At 39.2% G+C, this 18774-nt stretch carries 17 protein-coding genes; 15 read left to right on the plus strand and 2 right to left on the minus strand.

The features are described from left to right. Positions 1 to 185 precede the first annotated feature (185 nt). The 6 genes from AC6HVZ_RS00350 (at position 186) to AC6HVZ_RS00375 (ending at position 6908) form a co-directional block, all read left to right on the plus strand. Positions 186 to 1148, plus strand: coding sequence for an alpha-ketoacid dehydrogenase subunit beta (locus AC6HVZ_RS00350; protein WP_497556387.1), 963 nt, complete (start codon positions 186 to 188; stop codon positions 1146 to 1148). An 11-nt stretch (positions 1149 to 1159) separates the two neighbouring features. Then, on the plus strand, positions 1160 to 2407 hold the full coding sequence (locus AC6HVZ_RS00355) for a dihydrolipoamide acetyltransferase family protein (RefSeq protein WP_497556138.1): 1248 nt from the start codon (positions 1160 to 1162) through the stop codon (positions 2405 to 2407). After that, a complete protein-coding gene (gene lpdA, locus AC6HVZ_RS00360) occupies positions 2408 to 3856 on the plus strand; it encodes a dihydrolipoyl dehydrogenase (protein ID WP_497556139.1) in 1449 nt (482 codons plus the stop codon). A 120-nt stretch (positions 3857 to 3976) separates the two neighbouring features. After that, positions 3977 to 4996 (plus strand): ABC transporter substrate binding protein, encoded by a 1020-nt coding sequence (locus tag AC6HVZ_RS00365; RefSeq protein WP_497556140.1) that lies wholly within the window; start codon positions 3977 to 3979, stop codon positions 4994 to 4996. Between the two features lie 124 nt (positions 4997 to 5120). Continuing rightward, the gene (locus AC6HVZ_RS00370; RefSeq protein ID WP_497556141.1) at positions 5121 to 6107 is read left to right on the plus strand and encodes an ABC transporter permease; all 987 of its coding nucleotides are present in this window, start codon (positions 5121 to 5123) and stop codon (positions 6105 to 6107) included. Between the two features lie 6 nt (positions 6108 to 6113). Continuing rightward, the gene (locus tag AC6HVZ_RS00375) at positions 6114 to 6908 is read left to right on the plus strand and encodes an ABC transporter ATP-binding protein (RefSeq protein WP_497556142.1); all 795 of its coding nucleotides are present in this window, start codon (positions 6114 to 6116) and stop codon (positions 6906 to 6908) included. A 101-nt stretch (positions 6909 to 7009) separates the two neighbouring features. Here AC6HVZ_RS00375 and AC6HVZ_RS00380 read toward each other — a convergent pair whose 3' ends face one another. After that, complete coding sequence (locus AC6HVZ_RS00380; RefSeq protein WP_497556143.1) at positions 7010 to 7912, minus strand: LysR family transcriptional regulator; 903 nt, start codon at positions 7910 to 7912, stop codon at positions 7010 to 7012. A 314-nt stretch (positions 7913 to 8226) separates the two neighbouring features. Between AC6HVZ_RS00380 and hpaI the strand changes: the two genes are divergently transcribed. The 9 genes from hpaI (at position 8227) to AC6HVZ_RS00425 (ending at position 17779) form a co-directional block, all read left to right on the plus strand. Continuing rightward, positions 8227 to 9156 (plus strand): 2,4-dihydroxyhept-2-ene-1,7-dioic acid aldolase, encoded by a 930-nt coding sequence (gene hpaI, locus AC6HVZ_RS00385; protein ID WP_497556144.1) that lies wholly within the window; start codon positions 8227 to 8229, stop codon positions 9154 to 9156. Between the two features lie 130 nt (positions 9157 to 9286). Beyond that, a complete protein-coding gene (gene hpaE, locus AC6HVZ_RS00390; RefSeq protein ID WP_497556145.1) occupies positions 9287 to 10807 on the plus strand; it encodes a 5-carboxymethyl-2-hydroxymuconate semialdehyde dehydrogenase in 1521 nt (506 codons plus the stop codon). Positions 10808 to 10824: 17 nt separating this feature from the next. Further along, entirely contained in the window at positions 10825 to 12300 is a 1476-nt protein-coding gene (gene hpaB / locus AC6HVZ_RS00395; RefSeq protein ID WP_497556146.1) for a 4-hydroxyphenylacetate 3-monooxygenase, oxygenase component, read from the plus strand. A gap of 12 nt (positions 12301 to 12312) precedes the next feature. After that, positions 12313 to 13299 carry a 3,4-dihydroxyphenylacetate 2,3-dioxygenase gene (gene hpaD / locus AC6HVZ_RS00400; RefSeq protein WP_497556147.1) on the plus strand — a complete coding sequence of 329 codons (987 nt, stop codon included), beginning with the start codon at positions 12313 to 12315 and terminating at the stop codon, positions 13297 to 13299. A 33-nt stretch (positions 13300 to 13332) separates the two neighbouring features. Next, on the plus strand, positions 13333 to 13821 hold the full coding sequence (locus tag AC6HVZ_RS00405) for a flavin reductase family protein (RefSeq protein WP_497556148.1): 489 nt from the start codon (positions 13333 to 13335) through the stop codon (positions 13819 to 13821). Positions 13822 to 14108: 287 nt separating this feature from the next. After that, on the plus strand, positions 14109 to 14900 hold the full coding sequence (locus tag AC6HVZ_RS00410; RefSeq protein ID WP_497556149.1) for a fumarylacetoacetate hydrolase family protein: 792 nt from the start codon (positions 14109 to 14111) through the stop codon (positions 14898 to 14900). Beyond that, the gene (locus tag AC6HVZ_RS00415) at positions 14897 to 15658 is read left to right on the plus strand and encodes a fumarylacetoacetate hydrolase family protein (RefSeq protein ID WP_497556150.1); all 762 of its coding nucleotides are present in this window, start codon (positions 14897 to 14899) and stop codon (positions 15656 to 15658) included. Before AC6HVZ_RS00410 ends, AC6HVZ_RS00415 begins: the two co-directional genes overlap by 4 nt. A gap of 15 nt (positions 15659 to 15673) precedes the next feature. After that, entirely contained in the window at positions 15674 to 16057 is a 384-nt protein-coding gene (locus AC6HVZ_RS00420; protein ID WP_497556151.1) for a 5-carboxymethyl-2-hydroxymuconate Delta-isomerase, read from the plus strand. Between the two features lie 783 nt (positions 16058 to 16840). Continuing rightward, positions 16841 to 17779 carry a hypothetical protein gene (locus AC6HVZ_RS00425; RefSeq protein WP_497556152.1) on the plus strand — a complete coding sequence of 313 codons (939 nt, stop codon included), beginning with the start codon at positions 16841 to 16843 and terminating at the stop codon, positions 17777 to 17779. Between the two features lie 419 nt (positions 17780 to 18198). Here the strand turns inward: AC6HVZ_RS00425 and AC6HVZ_RS00430 are convergent, their stop codons facing one another. Then, positions 18199 to 18735, minus strand: coding sequence for a transcription repressor NadR (locus tag AC6HVZ_RS00430; protein ID WP_497556153.1), 537 nt, complete (start codon positions 18733 to 18735; stop codon positions 18199 to 18201). Between the last annotated feature and the right edge of the window lie 39 nt (positions 18736 to 18774).

The following is an 18774-nucleotide window of genomic DNA, read 5'->3' on the forward strand; positions in this document are numbered from 1 at the left end:
CTGCTCAGAACAAAGGTTTTCGGTGGGCGAGTATTCGCAGTCCCAAATTTTTACAATGAAAAGAACCTGTGGTGCAGTTCCAATCTTTTAGAAAACAGTCTTTCAAAATTATGTAAGGGGGGATTATCTTGGCGGTAGAGTTGAGAAGGAAGACACAGCAAAATATAACAGCAAAGAACCTGACCATGATTCAAGCGATTAATGATGGAATGAAAACAATGCTGGAATTGGACGATACTACGTTAGTTTTAGGTGAGGATGTTGGGAAAAACGGTGGTGTTTTCAGGGCATCCGAAGGCCTTTATGAACAATTCGGTGAAGACAGGGTTGTTGATACCCCACTTTCGGAATCAGGTATTATTGGAACGTCGGTGGGTCTTGCTGTAAATGGTTTTAAACCAATTGCTGAGATTCAATTTATGGGATTCATTTATCCGGCATTTAATCAAATTATGACACATGTATCCAGAATCCGCATGAAAACAAGAGGCCACTTTTCAGTACCAATGGTTATCAGGGCGCCATATGGTGCAGGAATCAGAGCACCTGAAGTGCATTCGGACAGCACGGAGGCTCTATTCACTCATATGCCTGGTTTGAAGGTTGTATGTCCATCTTCGCCATATAATGCAAAGGGATTACTTATTTCAGCTATTGAAGATCCTGATCCTGTATTATTTCTGGAACCGATGCGTAATTATCGAGCAACGCGTGAAGAAGTTCCTGCTCAGAAATATACAGTAGAAATTGGAAAAGGAAGACAATTGTATGAAGGGGAAGAAGTCAGCATCATCGCATGGGGAGCGATGATTCCGGTTGCTGAGGAGGCCAGGGAACAAGCAGAACAAAAAGGAATATCCTGTGATCTAATTGACCTGCAGACATTATATCCGCTGGATCGGGAAATAATTTCTGAATCTGTACAAAAAACAGGAAGAGCGGTCATTGTTCATGAAGCGCAAGCAACAGGCGGACTTGGCGAGACAATTGTCTCCACCATTAATGACACTTCATTTCTGTATTTACGAGCGCCAATTGAGCGTGTCACAGGTTTTGACGTTCCGGTACCATTTTTTGCACTGGAAGATTATTTTCTTCCAACTGCTAAACGTGTATTAAAAAGTATTGAGAAGGTTTTTAATTTCTAGGGGGTGTAAGCATGCTGGAAGTAAAACTGCATGATATCGGCGAAGGAATGACAGAAGGAGAAATCATCCATTATTTAATCAAAGAAGGGGATAATGTCACAGCTGAACAGCCGCTTGTTGAAGTACAGACAGATAAAATGGTTGCTGAACTCCCCTCTCCCGGAACCGGAAAGATAAAAGAAATCGTTGTTAATACCGGTGAGACAGTTCAAGTTGGAACAACTCTCCTTTACATTGAGGCAGAAGGAAATAATAAGATAAAAAGGCTGACCACTCAAGCGAAAGAAGAGAATGCCCCGGTCATAAATGTAACGAATCAACAAGAAGCCGAAAAATCACCTGTTCGTTTGATTAATCGTATTTTAGCAACACCATTCACACGAAAAATTGCACGTGACAACAATATTAATATCGAAGACGTTCAAGCGTCCGATCCTTCAGGAAGAGTAACAGAAGATGATGTATACCGGTTTATAAAAGTCCAACAAAAACCGTTGAAATCAACTGCTGTGTCCCAATCAAAAAAAACTGGAAAAGAAGAAATGAACAAACCCACTCCAACTACACATCCAGATGAAATTCCATTTCGTGGTATTAGAAAACAAATTGCGAAGAACATGACGAAGTCTTTATTTACGATCCCACATGTTACTCATTTTGATGAGATTGATATGACGAATTTAGTCAAGCTCCGCGAAGAATTAAAGGCTGATAAGCTGTACATCTCTATTCCAGCCTTTCTCGTAAAGGCACTTATCATTGCATTAAAAGATTTTCCGGTATTCAATGCAGAGCTGGACGAAGAAAACGAAAAAATCCTTTTGAAGAAAGACTATCATATTGGCATGGCAACAGATACGGAAGATGGTTTGATGGTTCCTGTTGTGCGTGAAGCAGATAAAAAAACAATCCAAACGATCCACAATGAGATCAAGCACTTAACCACGAAGGCAAAAAACAGTGAATTAAAGCCGGCAGATATACAAAATAGTACATTTACGGTTAGTAATGTCGGCCCACTTGGCAGCACAGGGGCAACACCAATTATTAACTATCCGGAAACTGCATTGATTGCTTTTCATAAAATGAAGAAAATGCCTGTAGTGAATGATAATGATGAGATTGTTATCAGACAAGTCATGACACTTTCCCTATCCTTTGATCATCGTGTTGCAGATGGAGCAACTGCTGTTATGTTTACGAACCGTTTTTCCAAATTGGTAGAACAACCATATAAATTAATGCTGGAGATGATATGAATGGTTGTAGGTGAAATCAGTCAGGAAAGGGAGCTTGTTATTATTGGTGGTGGTCCAGGTGGTTATAGTGCTGCGATACGTGCTGCACAGCTGGGCATTCAGGCTACATTGATCGAGCAGGGGGACTTGGGAGGTGTTTGTTTAAACAAAGGCTGTATTCCATCAAAGATTTGGACATATGCAGCAAAGAAGCTTTCTGAACTACCGCACATGGAAGAGTTTGGTATAAAATCATCAGGTGAGAGATTTTATGTGGATAAATTGCTTGATTATCAAACAAAGGTAACCAAGCAGCTTCGAATGGGGGTAGAGAAACTATGTAGTGAAAATCAGGTGGAGGTGATTAAAGGGAAAGCCACGTTTACAAGAAAAGATCGTATTGGTGTAGAGAATGGTCATCAATTTGACACATACACCTTTAAGCAAGCGATTATTGCAACAGGAAGTTTTGTAGAATTGCAAGCGAATATTCGTTGTGAAAGTGACCGGATTATATTATCGGATGAAATTTTTAAGCTGGAAACCATCCCGGATCATCTTATCGTCTATGGCAATGATTATACTGCATTTGAAATGGCATCCTCCTACAGGGAATTCGGATCAAAGGTTACTATGCTGCTTGAGAATGAAAGGGACTTCCCATATGATTCTGCCATCAACAAGGAATTAACCCGCCAATTTAAAAAGAAAAAGATTCGGATTATCAAGAATGCTCAGATCAACTCCGTACAGGAAATGAATGACAACATTACTATTACTTATGAAAAAGATGATGATACTAAGCATCTATTAGATGGTACACATTTATTCACAACTGGTATAAGAAAACCAAATGTTCAATCGTTGGGGATTAATCGATTAGGTGTCAAGCAAAATGAGGAAGGGTTTATTACTGTAAATAAAAATCTGCAGTCAACGATACCTTCCATTTACGCAATTGGAGATGTGGTAAAAGGACGCATGCTTGCTGTGAAAGCAATCAAGCAAGGAAAAGTGACTGCGGAGTTGATTGCAGATGGTAAACCTGAAGTTGATTTAACCTTTCTGCCAGCTGTTGCCCATACAATTCCACCGATTGCTTCCGTCGGATTAACGGAAAAAGAAGCAGTGGAACGTGATTTGGATATCCGCATTAGTCAATTTCCGTTCGGAAGTAGTGGTTATGCTATGATCTCAGGCAAAAAGGATGGTTTTATTAAAGTTATTTCTGATAATAGTACTGATATAATTCTGGGCGTTCATATGATTGGCGAGGCGGCAATTGAACTTTCCTCCAGCTTTACGCAATTACTGGAAATGGCTGCAAAGGAGGAGGACGTGAAGTTTCCTTTATACGCCCACCCAAGTATGAATGAAGGGTTATTGGAAGCAGTGGAAGGATTAATTGGTGAATCAATACACATGGTACCAAAAAGAAAAAATGAGCGAGTTTCTCACGTATTCACATGAAATCAGGAAAATTTTGATAAAAAATATCTAACTAATTTATTCAGAAGGGCTACTTGACTAATTAGCTGGATATGTTATAATTTTAAAAATTTCGAAAAGCTTAAAAGGGAGGAATACGTTTTGAGGAAATGGCTATTAATGGTAATTGCAGTATTAACGATATTTGTACTGGCTGCTTGTGGTTCAGATAATAATTCATCTGACGCTCAGGAGCCTGATGACAGTGGTGAGAAAGCAGAGGATACAGGTGGAGAAACTTATCAGGTAGGTGCCACCCAGATTCTGGAACATCCCTCACTTGATGCAGCTTATGAAGGCTTTATGGCTGCGATCGATGAGGCTGGATTGGATGTGGAATATGACTTTCAAAGTGCGCAGAATGATCAGAATAATGTAAGTACAATCAGTAATAAATTTGTTGCGGATGACGTTGATTTGATTTTTGCCAATTCAACACCCAGTGCGCTTGGTGCATTGCAAGCTACCAGTGAGATTCCAATTCTGTTTACATCAGTGACAGACCCAATTGGTGCCGGTTTGGTGGAAGCTATGGATCAACCGGGAGAAAATATAACGGGTGTAACAGATCTTCATCCGGACGCAATTAAGGAAACAGTCGGGTTCATCAATGACTATTTTGAAGGTGCTTCTGTAGGCTTGATTTATAATGCAGGAGAACAAAATTCCGTTTCGCAGATTGATACGGTTAAAGAAGCTGCTGAAGGAACTTCCATCAGTTTTGTTGAACGGACAGTTGCTAATTCTGCAGAGGTTCAGCAAGCTGCGGCTACAATAGTAAGTGAAGTGGATGTAATCTATATTGTAACTGATAATACAGTTGTATCTGCACTGGAAACAGTTGTTGGAGTTGCAAATGAACAGGATATTCCATTGATTGTTGGTGAGCCCGATTCAGTAGCAATAGGTGGGTTTGCTACATATGGAATTGACTACTATACAATCGGTTACCGGACAGGTGAAATGGCTGTTGAAATTTTAACTGGTGAAAAATCACCTAAGGACATTCCAACTGAATATCCACCAAAAATCGAATTATTCATTAATAAGCAAGCTGCTGAGGAACAGGGTATCGAGTGGCAGAGCGAATGGGATGAAGCAAAATTTGTAGAGCAGGAATAAAAAGATGAGAGAATGTTATTTGACATAAGCCAGACGGATGTCTGTCTTATGATTCCTATTATTGGTCGGGATAAAAGCCTGATTTTTATTTTTTAACTAAGATTGTTGCGATAAGGAGGTAACTATGCTTTTATCATTATTTAATGCAGTAGAACTGGGTATTATTTATGCAATTATGGCTTTAGGGGTCTACCTTTCCTTTCGCATTCTGGATTTTCCCGATTTAACTGTTGATGGTAGTTTTGTAACAGGGGCTGCAGTTGCAGCAATTTTGATTATGAATGGTGTATCTCCCATAACGGCAAGCCTCCTGGCGGCAGTTGCTGGATTTCTTGCAGGCTGTGTCACAGGTATACTTCATACAAAAGGGAAAATTAATGCCTTGCTGGCAGGAATTCTCATGATGATTGCTCTATACTCTATTAATCTAAGAATAATGGGACAACCGACTCTATCCCTTTTAAATGAATCAACCATTTTTAAGCAACTTGAATCAATTTGGGAAGCAACAGGAATAGATGCGACAATGAATGGTATGTTAACGTTCTTTGGTGCGGATCGTCTCCCACCTACCTGGAGTGTTGTTATTGTTATGATTCTAGTAACACTCGCTATCAAGCTACTGACAGATTACTTGTTGAAAACAGAGGTTGGTCTTGCGCTACGGGCTACAGGTGATAATCAAGTGATGATCCGAAGTCTTTCCGCAAATACGGATTTTTTAATCATTGTCGGTATAGGTTTTTCAAATGCACTTGTAGCTTTTTCAGGAGGTCTGATTGCTCAACACGGGGGATTCGCAGATGTAAATATGGGAATTGGAATGATTATAATTGGTCTTGCTTCCGTTATAATAGGTGAAGCGTTATTTGGGGTCAAAACCATCGCCAGAGCTACATTAGCTGTCGTCGGTGGTGCAATCATCTATAGAATTGTTGTGGCTATGGCACTACGGGTTGAATTTTTGGAAACGGGCGATATGAAAATGATAACTGCATTACTTGTAATTATTGCTTTGGTTGCCCCAAAATTATTGCAGGCAAGAAAAGAGAAAAAGCGCAGGCTGGAAAAACGCACCAGGTTAAACCAGGAAAAAGTAGGGGAGGTGTAGTAGCTATTGCTTAAAATAAAGAATATATCCATTACATTCAATGAAGGAACACCGGATGAAAAAATAGGATTGAAGGATACCGATTTGGAACTGAGAAAAGGGGAATTTGTTACGGTAATTGGAAGTAATGGGGCAGGAAAATCCACACTAATGAATGTTGTATCCGGAAATCTGATTCCCGATATTGGCGATGTATATATAAATGAGAAGCAGGTTGTTCACTTGCCGGAATATAAACGCTCAGCATTTATCGGCCGTGTTTTTCAGGATCCAATGGCAGGCACAGCGCCATCCATGACCATTGAGGAAAACCTGGCGATGGCATATGCCCGTAACAAAAAAAGAAAGCTTAAACCAGGTGTAACGAAACAAAGAAAGGAAATGTTCAGGGAATTTTTAGCGACTCTGAATTTAAGTCTGGAAGATCGTTTGAACGCCAAAGTTGGTTTTCTTTCTGGTGGTGAGCGCCAAGCACTCTCCTTATTAATGGCTACTTTTACCGAACCGAATATTTTACTGCTTGATGAACATACAGCAGCACTTGATCCTTCCCGTGCGGAGTTAATCACCAAGCTTACTGGTGACGTCATTCGTAAATTTGATTTAACGACATTAATGGTTACACACAACATGCAACAAGCACTCGATCTGGGAAATCGACTGATCATGATGGATAAAGGCCAAATCATTTTGGATATAGATGGAGAAGAAAAACAGAAGCTGACAATAGAAGACCTGTTAAAAGAATTTCAACGTATACGTGGGACACAATTTGAAAATGATCGCGCTGTGTTGGGTTGAGCTTAGCAGAAAGTTTTCTGAGAAAAAGAAGTAGTCGCTGATCTTTTCGGATGTGCGATTACTTCTTTTAGCGTTGTTCCAATTACTCCCGGTAATGTTGTTCAGCTGGATAATGTCTTTGTTTCTTTATTCGTAAATAATTCAATAAAACGACCTGCGCTTTTTGAAAGATAGCGATCTTTTAACCATATAAGGGAAGATTCAGAAATTATCGTTACATCTTTTAATTTCAATACTTTGATATTTTGCTGGTGCATCCTTGTAATGGCAGATTCCGGTACGATTGTTGCACCAATTTCCTCATTTACCAGCCCTATAATCATATCAACATCAGGGCATTCACAAACGATATTTGGTTTTAATCCACTATTTACAAATTGATCCATGATAAGCTCATATTGTCCTATACCACTAATTCGATGAAGAAGCAGTAAAGGCAATTTTGCCAGTTCTTTCAGAGGTATAGAATCTTCTTTAATGTTGGCAATCCAGCTTTCAGGAACAATCGCCACATATTTTTCATTTGGCAGAGAATAAAATGAAAATGGCTTCATTTCCAGAGGTAGGCGAACAATTGCCAAATCAATATTACGGTTATGTAGTTGTTCAGTAAGTCTGAACGTATCTCCTTCTTGTAATTCAATGGAAACGTTAGGGTACAGATTGTGAAAAATTTTTAAACGGTTAGGCAAAAGTGAAAAACATGATTTGACACATCCAATGGAAAGTTTTCCTTTTATGCCTTTTCCTGTTTCTTTGACCTCGGTTTTCGTCTCATCCAAAAAGTGGAGTAGTCGTTCTGTTTTTTGGTACAATATCAATCCCGCTTCTGTGAGTTCCATTTTTCTCCCATTTCTTTCAAATAATTTCACATCCAGATTATCTTCAAGAGACTTTAGGGATTGACTTAACGGAGGCTGGGCCATATGGAGTTTTTTGGCAGCACGAGTTATTTGCCCTGTTTTTGCAATGGTATAGAAATAACGTAACTGTCTTATATCCACAGGTTTTTTCCTCCTTCTATATAATTTAAATATTCAAAAGCAAATAAATAAATGATTTACATATTGATTATAACATAGCAACTATATGAATAATTAAAATAATCCAAAATATTTTTTTATTATTTCAATTAAACTTATTCGTGGTTTTAAAATGCTTTATTTGAATTTCAATTAACATATAATATTACTCTAAATTAAGTATATTGATTTTATATGGATGGATAACAGAATAAATATTATTAATATGATTACGTTGATGATAGTATAAAGATAATACACATAATTCTAAAAAATGCAAAAGGGGGAGAGGTTATATGTCCGTGTTTGAAGAAATTAAACAGCGCTTATGTGGTGTATCCATCGTCCCGATAATTACGCCATTTAATGAAAATGGTTCGATTGATTTTAAAACGCTTGAAAACTTAATCGATTGGCAAATAAAAAGTGGAAGTCATGCTATTTCTGTTTGTGGTACAAGTGGAGAGCCAAGTTCACTAGCGATTGAAGAGCGTGTCAGTGTAATGGAAACGGCGATGCAGGCAATTGATGGCAGGGTACCATTTTTGCCAGGAACAGGCTCAACAAATCATGAAGAAACGATGTATCTGACTAAAAAAGCAGAAGAAATTGGGGCAGATGTTGCAATGGTCATTGTTCCATATTATAACAAACCAAATCAAGGAGCACTTTACAAACATTATAAAGCAGTTGCTGATTCTGTAGATCTCCCGATTATTGTTTACAATATTCCGGGAAGAACAGCTGTAAATCTCGAAGTGGAAACATTGGCTAAATTAAGCAAAGATTGTCCAAATATTATTGGTGTTAAAGAATCAAATAAAGATTTTGAACATGTTAACCGTGTTTTACTTAACTGTGGCAGAGACTTTCTATTATTCTCGGGTATTGAGTTATTGTGTTATCCGATGCTTGCAATTGGAGGGGCTGGATCGATCAGCGCAACAGCAAATGTTGCCCCTGACAAGGTAGCTGAAATGCACAATGCATGGAATAAAGGGGATTTAAAACGTGCGCAGAATTTACATTATGAATTGATGCCACTTAATGATGTGTTATTTAAAGATACAAATCCAGCACCGGTGAAAGCAGCTTTAGGTATACTTGGCAAGATCAACCCTACATTACGGATGCCAATGGATATACCATCCAAAGAGCTTCAGTATGAAATAAAGAATGTCCTGAAAAATTATGCCGATATTAATGAAAGCGTTACCAATAAATAATGTGAAAACCTAAAACCTTTTTGCAGATAAGAAACATAAAACTTTCATATCCTGCATAAATGCAACTAGGGATATCGCCTAAGTGTTTGCGATAGCCAAGTTTTCTAATAAAAAGGAGTGAATCATTCGAATGACTGAAAAGCAACTCGATAAAGAGCAACTGATAAACGATCTGGAAACGAAGGATATTTCGCTCTATATAAATGGGGAATTCATTGATGCAGAATCAGGAAAGCGATTCGAAAATTTAAATCCTTTTACAAATGAAGTGATTAACCATGTTGCAGAAGGTGACAACGCTGATATTAATAAAGCAGTTAATGCAGCGAAAAGAGCGTTTAAAGGGACTTGGGGCAAGATGAAGGCAGCAGATCGATTAGAACTGATCGGAAAAATTGCAGACGTGATCGATGAGCATGTTGATGAAATTGCTCTGCTTGAATCTTATGATACAGGCTTGCCACTAAGTCAAACTAAAAAAATGGCAGGGCGTGCAGCAAAAAACTTCCGATTTTATGCAGAAATGGTCCGAAATAGAATGGTCGGTGAGGCCTATCAGATGGATGATGAATTTATTAATTATACAATTCATAAACCACTTGGTACAGCAGGACTCATTACACCATGGAATGCGCCATTCATGCTTGAAACATGGAAAATCGCACCTGCACTGGCAACAGGAAATACAGTTATTTTAAAACCGGCTGAATGGTCTCCGTTAACTGCAAATAAACTTGCTGAGCTAATTGATTCAGTCGGGCTACCTAAAGGAGTTTTCAATATTGTACATGGTTTTGGTGAAACAGCAGGTGCGTCCCTTGTTGCACATAAAGATGTTAAATTGATTTCATTTACTGGGGAAACAAAAACAGGTTCGGAGATTACCAAAAATAGTGCGGATACATTAAAACGGGTTTCCATGGAACTGGGTGGGAAATCACCGATCATTGTTTTTGAAGATGCTGATTTCGAACGTGCACTTGATGCTTGTACATGGGGAATCTTCTCTTTCAATGGGGAACGGTGTACAGCAAATTCACGTCTGTTTTTACAGGAAAACATTTATGATAAATTTGTGAAAGCTTTAAAAGAACGGGTGGATAATATCATTGTTGGGGATCCAATGGATGAAAGCACTGAAGTGGGACCACTAATTCATACAACACATTTTAATCATGTAAAACGTTACTTGGAAATTGCCAAAGCAGAGGGTGCAACGCTTTATTGCGGAGAAGTGCCAGGGGAATTTGAACAAGGCAATTTTGTAGCACCAACCATTATTTTAAATGTTACAAATGATAAAACAGTTGCACAGGAGGAGGTATTTGGACCTGTTCTAACGGTGATGAAATTTAAGGATGAGGCTGAAGTTATTGAGTTAGCGAATGATGTTATATACGGTCTTGCCGGGTATGTGTGGACGAAAGATATTCAACGGGCCCACCGCGTCGCACAAGCAGTTGATTCCGGAATGCTATGGATTAATTCGCAAAATGTTCGGGACTTAAGGATTCCGTTCGGTGGTTCCAAATCAAGTGGAATTGGTAGAGAAGGTGGTCATTATGCGTTTGATTTTTATACGGAAACACAAGTAATCCATGTAGCACTCAAGGATCATCACATTCCGCAATTCGGGAAGAAAAAGGATTAACTAAAGGAGGTTATCGAATGCCAGCTAAAACAGGTAAACAATATATAGATCGCTTAAAGAAGGCAAATAATAATGTCTACATTCATGGAGAACGGGTGAAAGATGCGACAACACATCCAGCATTTAAAAATATTGTTGGATCCATGGCGAAATTGTATGATATTCAATATGAAAAACCGGATAAAATGCTTTACACTAGTCCGACTACAGGGAACAAAGTCGGTAAAACATTTATGGTTCCAAAAACCATCGAAGATTTAATTGCAAGGCGTGAAGCCATTATGGAGTGGCAGGAGTTTACAAATGGGTTAATGGGCCGTTCCCCGGATTATCTCAATGCTGACGTGATGGCAATGGGAGAAGCCAGTGATTTTTTTGCAGAAGGAGATCCGATGTTTGCTGATAACGCAAAGAACTATGCTGAATATGCACGGGAAAATGATATCAGTTTAACCCATACACTAATCCATCCACAGGTAAACCGTGCAAAAATCCAGGCTGAACAAAAGGATGCCAATGTTGCGCTTCATCTTGTCAAGAAAACAGATGAAGGAATTATTGTTGACGGGATCAGGCTGTTGGCAACGCAAGGCGGTATAACCGATGAGATTCTTGTATTTCCGTCAACTGTTAAAAAATCCGGTGAGTTGGATGATCCTTATTCACTGGCATTTGCATTGCCAAATAATACTTCAGGCCTTAAATTCCTGTCACGAGAATCATTTGATTATGGAAAAAATAAATATGATCATCCATTAAGTGCGTCATTTGAAGAAGGTGATACAATTGTCGCTTTTGATCATGTACTTGTGCCTTGGGATCGTGTTTTTGTTTGTGAGAATTCATCTATTTGCAATCGGGCATTTGCCGAAACGAATGCTATTGCCCATATGTCCCATCAGGTTATTGCAAAAGATGTTGCCAAAACAGAATTCTTGCTTGGTGTTGTGCTGACACTGATGGACTCTATTGGAATCGATGGTTTTCAGCATGTCAAAGATAAGGGAACGGAAATTATGCTGACATTGGAAGTGATGAAGTCCCATCTGTTTCGGGCAGAATATAATGCGAAGGTTGATAAATGGGGAATGATGACACCGGATTTTGAAGCGCTGGATGCTGCACGGAACTGGTATCCACGTGTTTATCCTCGGATGGCGGAGATTTTACGTATCCTCGGTGCCTCAGGAATGATGGGAATTCCTTCTTATGCTGACTTTAATCATGAAGAAATCGGTCCCATTCTGCACAGGGCGATGCAAGGTAAAAATGTGGAAGGCTATGAACGTGTTCAGATTTTCCGGTTAGCCTGGGATTTAACAATGAGTGCATTCGGTAGTCGACAGACACATTATGAATACTACTTCTTTGGTGATCCGGTTAAAATGGGCATGGCTTATTTTGATAAGTACGATAAGGATCCATATAAAGAGAGAGTTCGCAATTTTCTTGATGGTTTAAGTGTTGCGAGACCAGACCTTGTGAAGGCGTAGGGGGGAATCCTGGTGGATGATTTTAATATAACAAGGGCAGCTCGTGCAGTTATCAGGGTGAGTGATTTAAATACAGCCAGGGATTTTTATGTTAATGGATTAGGATTCATTGAAACAGAATCAGATGAAAATTATATCTATTTAAGGGGATTGGAAGAGCGGGGGCATCATAGTTATGTTCTTAAAAAAGCTGAACAGCCGGGTGTTGAGGTTATCAGCTATAAAGTAGAACAGGATCAGGATTTGGATCGGCTGGCAGCATTCTTTGAGGGAAAGGGAATGAAAATAAAGTGGTTTGCAAAAGGAAGCCAGCATGCACTTGGTCGTGCTTTTCGTGTGCGGGATATCTCTGGTATTCCGGTTGAATTCTTCTGCAGGATGGATACGATCGAACGCCTGCTGCAGCGTTATGATCTATATAGGGGTTCCAGAATGCAACGAATCGATCATTTTAATTGTATGGTACCAGATGTGCAAAATGCATATGATTTCTACCGGAATGAACTTGGTTATGCCTGCTCGGAATATACTACGACAAAGAATGATGATATATGGGCCGCATGGCTTCATCGCAAGCCCGCCGTTCACGATATTGCCTTTATGAATGGTCAGGGCCCAAGGCTTCATCACGTAGGATTTTGGTTAAGTGATCCGATGAGTGTGATTCATACATGTGACGTACTTGCCTCATTGGGGTATGCGAAGAGTATTGAAAGAGGACCAGGCCGTCATGGGCTATCTAATGCCTTTTTTCTTTATTTACGTGACCCTGACGGTAACCGTATTGAATTGTATACAGGGGATTATTTTACAGGCGATGCTGACTTTGAACCTATTCGCTGGGATTTGGATGACCCGCAGCGTGCGACATTCTGGGGGCATGAGCCGCCCGATAGCTGGTTTAATGAGGCCATGCCATTTGTTGATTTTAATACAGGTAAACGTGTAGTTGTTCAAGAGGCAAAGCTAGAACAAAGAAAGCCGGATTTTATAGTTTAGATTTTAGCTAAATTATTAGAAAGGAGAATTATTTTGGATGATAGCGTTTTTCGAAATGCAATGGGGAAGTTTGCGACTGGTGTGACGGTAATTACAACAAAGGTTGGAACCGAAGTCCATGGGATGACAGCTAATGCTTTCATGTCAGTATCGCTGGATCCCAAGCTGATTACTGTTTCAATTGATAATAATGCTAACATGCTGAAGAAAATTAATACATCCGGAAAGTTTGCTGTCAATGTTCTTTCTGATCAACAGCAATCGATCTCGATGCATTTTGCGGGACAGAAGAAAGCAAAAAAAGAAATAAATTTTGCTTTTAAAAATGAAATGCCAGTCATAAAAAATGCCTTAGCTACCATTGTTTGTGATGTGGATCAAACCTACGTTGTGGGTGACCATACATTAATTATAGGGAAAGTGCTGGAACTTGATTTGAAGGATGGCAATCCATTAACATTTTATGGTGGAAAATATGGCAGTTATCAAGCTACCGGAATGTATTTGAATAATGCTTTATAAAGTGAAACTTCATTCAGTGGGGGCTTCCCTTCCTCCCCCACTGAATGTTAGTACTTCATGATATGACCTAAAGACCCTTGATCAGAATCAGGAAATTTACGGGCTGTTTATACCGCAAGGGTATGACACAAGGTCCTCCCCCACCTTCACATTTGGGATTTCTCACACTTGGAGTTGGGGGTATTACTGCCCGTTAATGCGTGATAAATAAGCTTTATAGGCCAGTAAAGTACTGGTCTGTTTTTCTGTATGTTATAGCCCGTTTTGAAAATGAAAGGAGTGTCCTGATGATTAGTGTGAAGCTAAAATTAAAGGGAATGCAGCAATTTATTCAAGGCACTGTAGATTTTAAAGGAGATATTGTGGGTATCAATGGTGAGCAAATAGCTATGGATAAACTTCCTTTTGATAATCCATTATCAGGAACCGTTTATGGTACCAAATTAAACTACAAAGGTGCATATGAAACTTTGAAAGCTTCGATGTACAAGAAGCCATACAAAGAGCCCCCAAAAGCACCAATTTTGTATATTAAGCCAGCTAATACTTTAATTAGTAATGATGCAAAAATTCCACTGCCGGAGGATATCTCTGAACTGGAAATAGGTGCAGCTTTAGGGGTAGTAATTGGTAAACAGGCTACAAAGATACCGGAAGATAAGGCATTTGACTATGTATTTGGATACACAGTTGTTAATGATGTTAGTATTCCGCATGAGAGTGTCTACCGACCGGCAGTGAAGGAAAAAGCCCGTGATGGTTTTTGCCCGGCAGGTCCTTGGATAATTGAACGTAAAGCTGTGAAAAAACCAGATGAACTGAATATTCGTGTATATATTAATGGTCAACTAAAACAGAAAAATAACACAAGTAATCTCATACGCCCAATTAGCAGACTTCTGGCCGACGTCACTGCATTTATGACACTATATGAAGGAGATACGCTACTTGTCGGTGTCCCGGAGCATGCGCCACTGGCGAGGGTTAATGATCATGTTCAAATTGAGATAGATGGGGTTGGAAAGTTACAAAATACAATCAAAAGTGAGAGAAATTTGCTGGGGGGAATTGTGAAATGAAACATGCCAGAGTAGTTTATAATGGCTCGATCCAGCATGCTATTGAAAAGAATGGAAAAATGCAATTGAATGATGGCCAAATTGTAAATGAGAAAGAAGTAATCTGGCTCCCACCTGTAGAACCCCGTACTGTTTTTACGTTAGGTCTAAATTACGATGACCATGCAAAAGAGTTAGACTTTAGTACTCCTAAAGAGCCTTTAGTATTTTTAAAAGGGCCAAATACATTTACTGGTCACCTTAGCAAGACGTATCGTCCCAGTGATGTTACCTTTATGCATTACGAGTGTGAATTAGCAGTGGTAATTGGAGATACTGCAAGGAATGTGAAGGAGATAGATGCGTATGACTATGTAGCAGGTTATACGGTTGCGAATGATTATGTGATGCGTGACTATCTGGAAAATTATTATCGCCCCAATCTTCGGGCGAAGAACCGTGATGCCTGTACACCACTCGGTCCCTGGCTAGTAGATGCTCAGGACATAGACGATCCGATGAATCTGACATTGCGGACATATGTTAATGGTGAAATAACACAGGAGGGTACTACTGCTGACATGATTTTAGGTGTATCTGAATTGATAGAATATTTAAGTAGCTTTATGACATTAAATAGAGGGGATATTATTCTTACCGGTACACCTAAAGGGTCTGTTGATACGAAGGTGGGAGATGAAGTGATAACTGAAATTGAAGGAATTGGCAGGCTTGTTAATACCATTACAGGTGAGGATACATTGACTATGGCAAAATAAGGTGGAGGAGAATAAATGCCGCATTTTTACATTGAATATACGAATAATCTTAAGACAGAGGCAGATATACCACAATTACTTCAAACAGTGAACGAAGTGTTTCGTTTCCATAAGCATATTATTCCAATTGCAGGCTTACGGATTAGAGCAATTGAGCTGACTGATTATCTCATAGCAGATGGTTCAGCAGATGATGCGTTTGTCCACGCCACCCTTAAGCTTGGAAAAGGTCGTTCCCACAAAGATAAACAGGCTCTTTCTGACGATCTGTTTAGTAAGATGGAAAATCATTTTGCAGACTTGTTTGTAAAACGCTATTTAGCACTTTCCATGGAAGTATATGAATTTAGCAATCCTACTTATAAGAGAAATAATATTCATGCAAGGTTTGAGAGTTGAGAATCTCAAGTGTTGCTGAATTATATAGATATTCAACCTAAGCATACGATACTTTATAAAGGTATCGTTATTTTTTTGCTGACGAATAGCAGTTAGAGGTTTTGTGGCAGGCTGTTTCTTCGCATAATTGATTACTCGACCCACCAAAAGACTTGTTGTTATCTGCCCCGTAGTTGATGTAAAGTGCGACGCAATGAAAATCATTTGCAAACGCTGGTTGAGAGCAGGGATTCGCTCCGGAAACACATTTCGCTTTCTGCGGGCGGCTGGTGAGCCTCCTCGTGCTTCGCACTCCGGGGTCTCACCTATGCCTTTCCTCCCGCGGGAGTCTACAATGTGTTTCCTCCGCTGGATTTCCGGTTATTGCCGATGTACTGCATTAGTATTCAATTTTTAAAACATCAAACCACCTCACCAGTTCGGGTGAGCAGAGGGCGGTGACTCCTGCGGGAACAGCACGTGTCCGAAGACCCCGCAGAGTGATTTTCTCAAGGAGGCTAAGGCCGTGCCCGCGGAAAGCATCCGCCCGGAGCGATCCAGAACGGCGATTATAAAAATTCTATAGCAAACAATAATTACGTCGCAGTTTACATCACCTGAGAAGGCTAAAAAGTAACAGTATTTTGGTGGGGCGAACGAAGTGCAGTCCCAAAGTTTACGAAAAGAGCCTTGTAGAAAAAACAAGTAAGAACTGGATAATTTTAGTAGGGAAATGAAACCTTCCTTATCTCTTAATCGTAAAATTATACAGAAGCAGTATTGATTAACAAGGGGGAAATACATATGTACAAAGATCTGAATGATCAGCTTGTTCAAATAAAAGGGAAAATGACTAGGAAGAAAAAATGGCAAACACAATTGACAGATTACAGAGTTGAATTATCTGGAATTGAGGATACAATCACTGAACTCGAGGATCAGCTCACGGAAGAAACGAAGGATGTTAAGAAGCTGGAAGGAATTGGATTGACCAGCTTGTTTCAAACATTTTTTGGTGCAAAAGAAGAAAAGCTGCGAAAGGAAAAGCAGGAGGTTGTGGGTGTTCAACTGCAACTGAAGGAAGCCAGTAAAACACAAAAGGAAATCAATGAATCTATAATGGTATTAGAGAATAAATTACAAGATGTGGTAACCATTGAAATTGAATATCAAAATATATTAGCTGTAAAAGAAGAAATGATTAATGCAAGCAATGCTGCATCTGCTCGTGAATTATACGATTTAAGTGAAAAAGAAGGGGATATACAGGCCTTTATTACAGAATTGGAAGAAGCTATTAATGCAGGGGAAACTGTCAAATATGCGCTCGCCAATGCTATAACTTCACTTGAGAGTGCTGCAGGTTGGGGGACATTCGATTTGTATGGTGGTGGGGTGATCACAGGGGCTATCAAACACAGTCATATCGATGAAGCTACAGCATATATACACCAAGCTCAGACTAAAATGCGAAGCTTCCAGAAAGAATTGCTAGATGTTAATGAAGCTGCTGAATTGCATGTAGATATTTCCAAGTTATTGAAATTTGCAGACTTTTTCTTTGATGGGATACTTTCCGATTGGATGGTCCAAGGAAGGATTCAAGATTCTTTGGAACAAGCCAGAAGTCAACAATCAAACGTCGGTCGGATAACAAGTAATTTAAAAGTGGAAATGGGAAAACAGAAAGCAGATTTAGCGGCCCTGGAAATAGAAAGAAAGGCATTGATTGAGAGGTTTTAAAGCACCTGAAAAAATACCTGCTATCATGACAATTTATTTTTTGTCAATAAATTATTTCGTTCTTTTTGCCTAAATGAAGGTTTTATCTGATAACATTATAGTTAATAGATCACTAATAGGAACTGGGGATATGAAAGATTAATTAATGAAAATGCTTGAATCACGAAAAAATGAAATTATTGAAATTCGCCGTTATTTACATGAACATCCGGAGCTTTCTTTTATAGAGAAAAAAAACAGCAATGTATATTGTAGATTTTTACAAGGATAAATATGTTGCATCTTTAAGGATATAAAATAAAGACAATCACTGATAGATTGATCGCTATCTTTGATGTAGAGGGTGAAAGGTGGACCGGGAAATATTAAATGTCATTTCCCGGTACTACCAAATTTGTATAATGACCCAACGCAGTGATCTATTTAACTAGTATTCCCACTTCTTCTAGCGTATCACATGCTGCTTCAATTTTATCCATCGTATCTGCTTCCAACGTGTGGAGATGGATGCCTTCGGTCAGGGTTGATAAATAGGAAGCATTGGTCTCATTAATTTTTTTGATGAATTGATCCACTTCTACTCGACTGCTCACCATAATGGAAGCAGTTAAATCTCCATAAACAGCATGCTCTACAATTACGTCTTTAACCGTAACGCCATGGTCAACAATACAGTAAAGTTCTTTTTTTGTTTGTTCGGGTGTGTGGTTACATACAATAATTATCCGTTGTACGGTTTCGTCACTTCGTTGATTCATAAGCAAATAACCTTGGCTTGTCGCAATAACAGGTTCGTTTTTTGCTTTTAAAATGGATACATCTTGGACAATTACCTGTCTGCTCACATTCATTTTTTTGGCGAATTCACCCCCGGTAATGGGATGCTCGGCTTGATTTAACATATCCAAAATAAGTTCCTGCCTCTTTGTAGAGGACATTTTATTATTATTTTTCATACAGCTACTCCTCAAAAAATCTTTAATATATTACCACTT

The organism is Oceanobacillus sp. NCCP-135 (genome assembly GCF_059698015.1).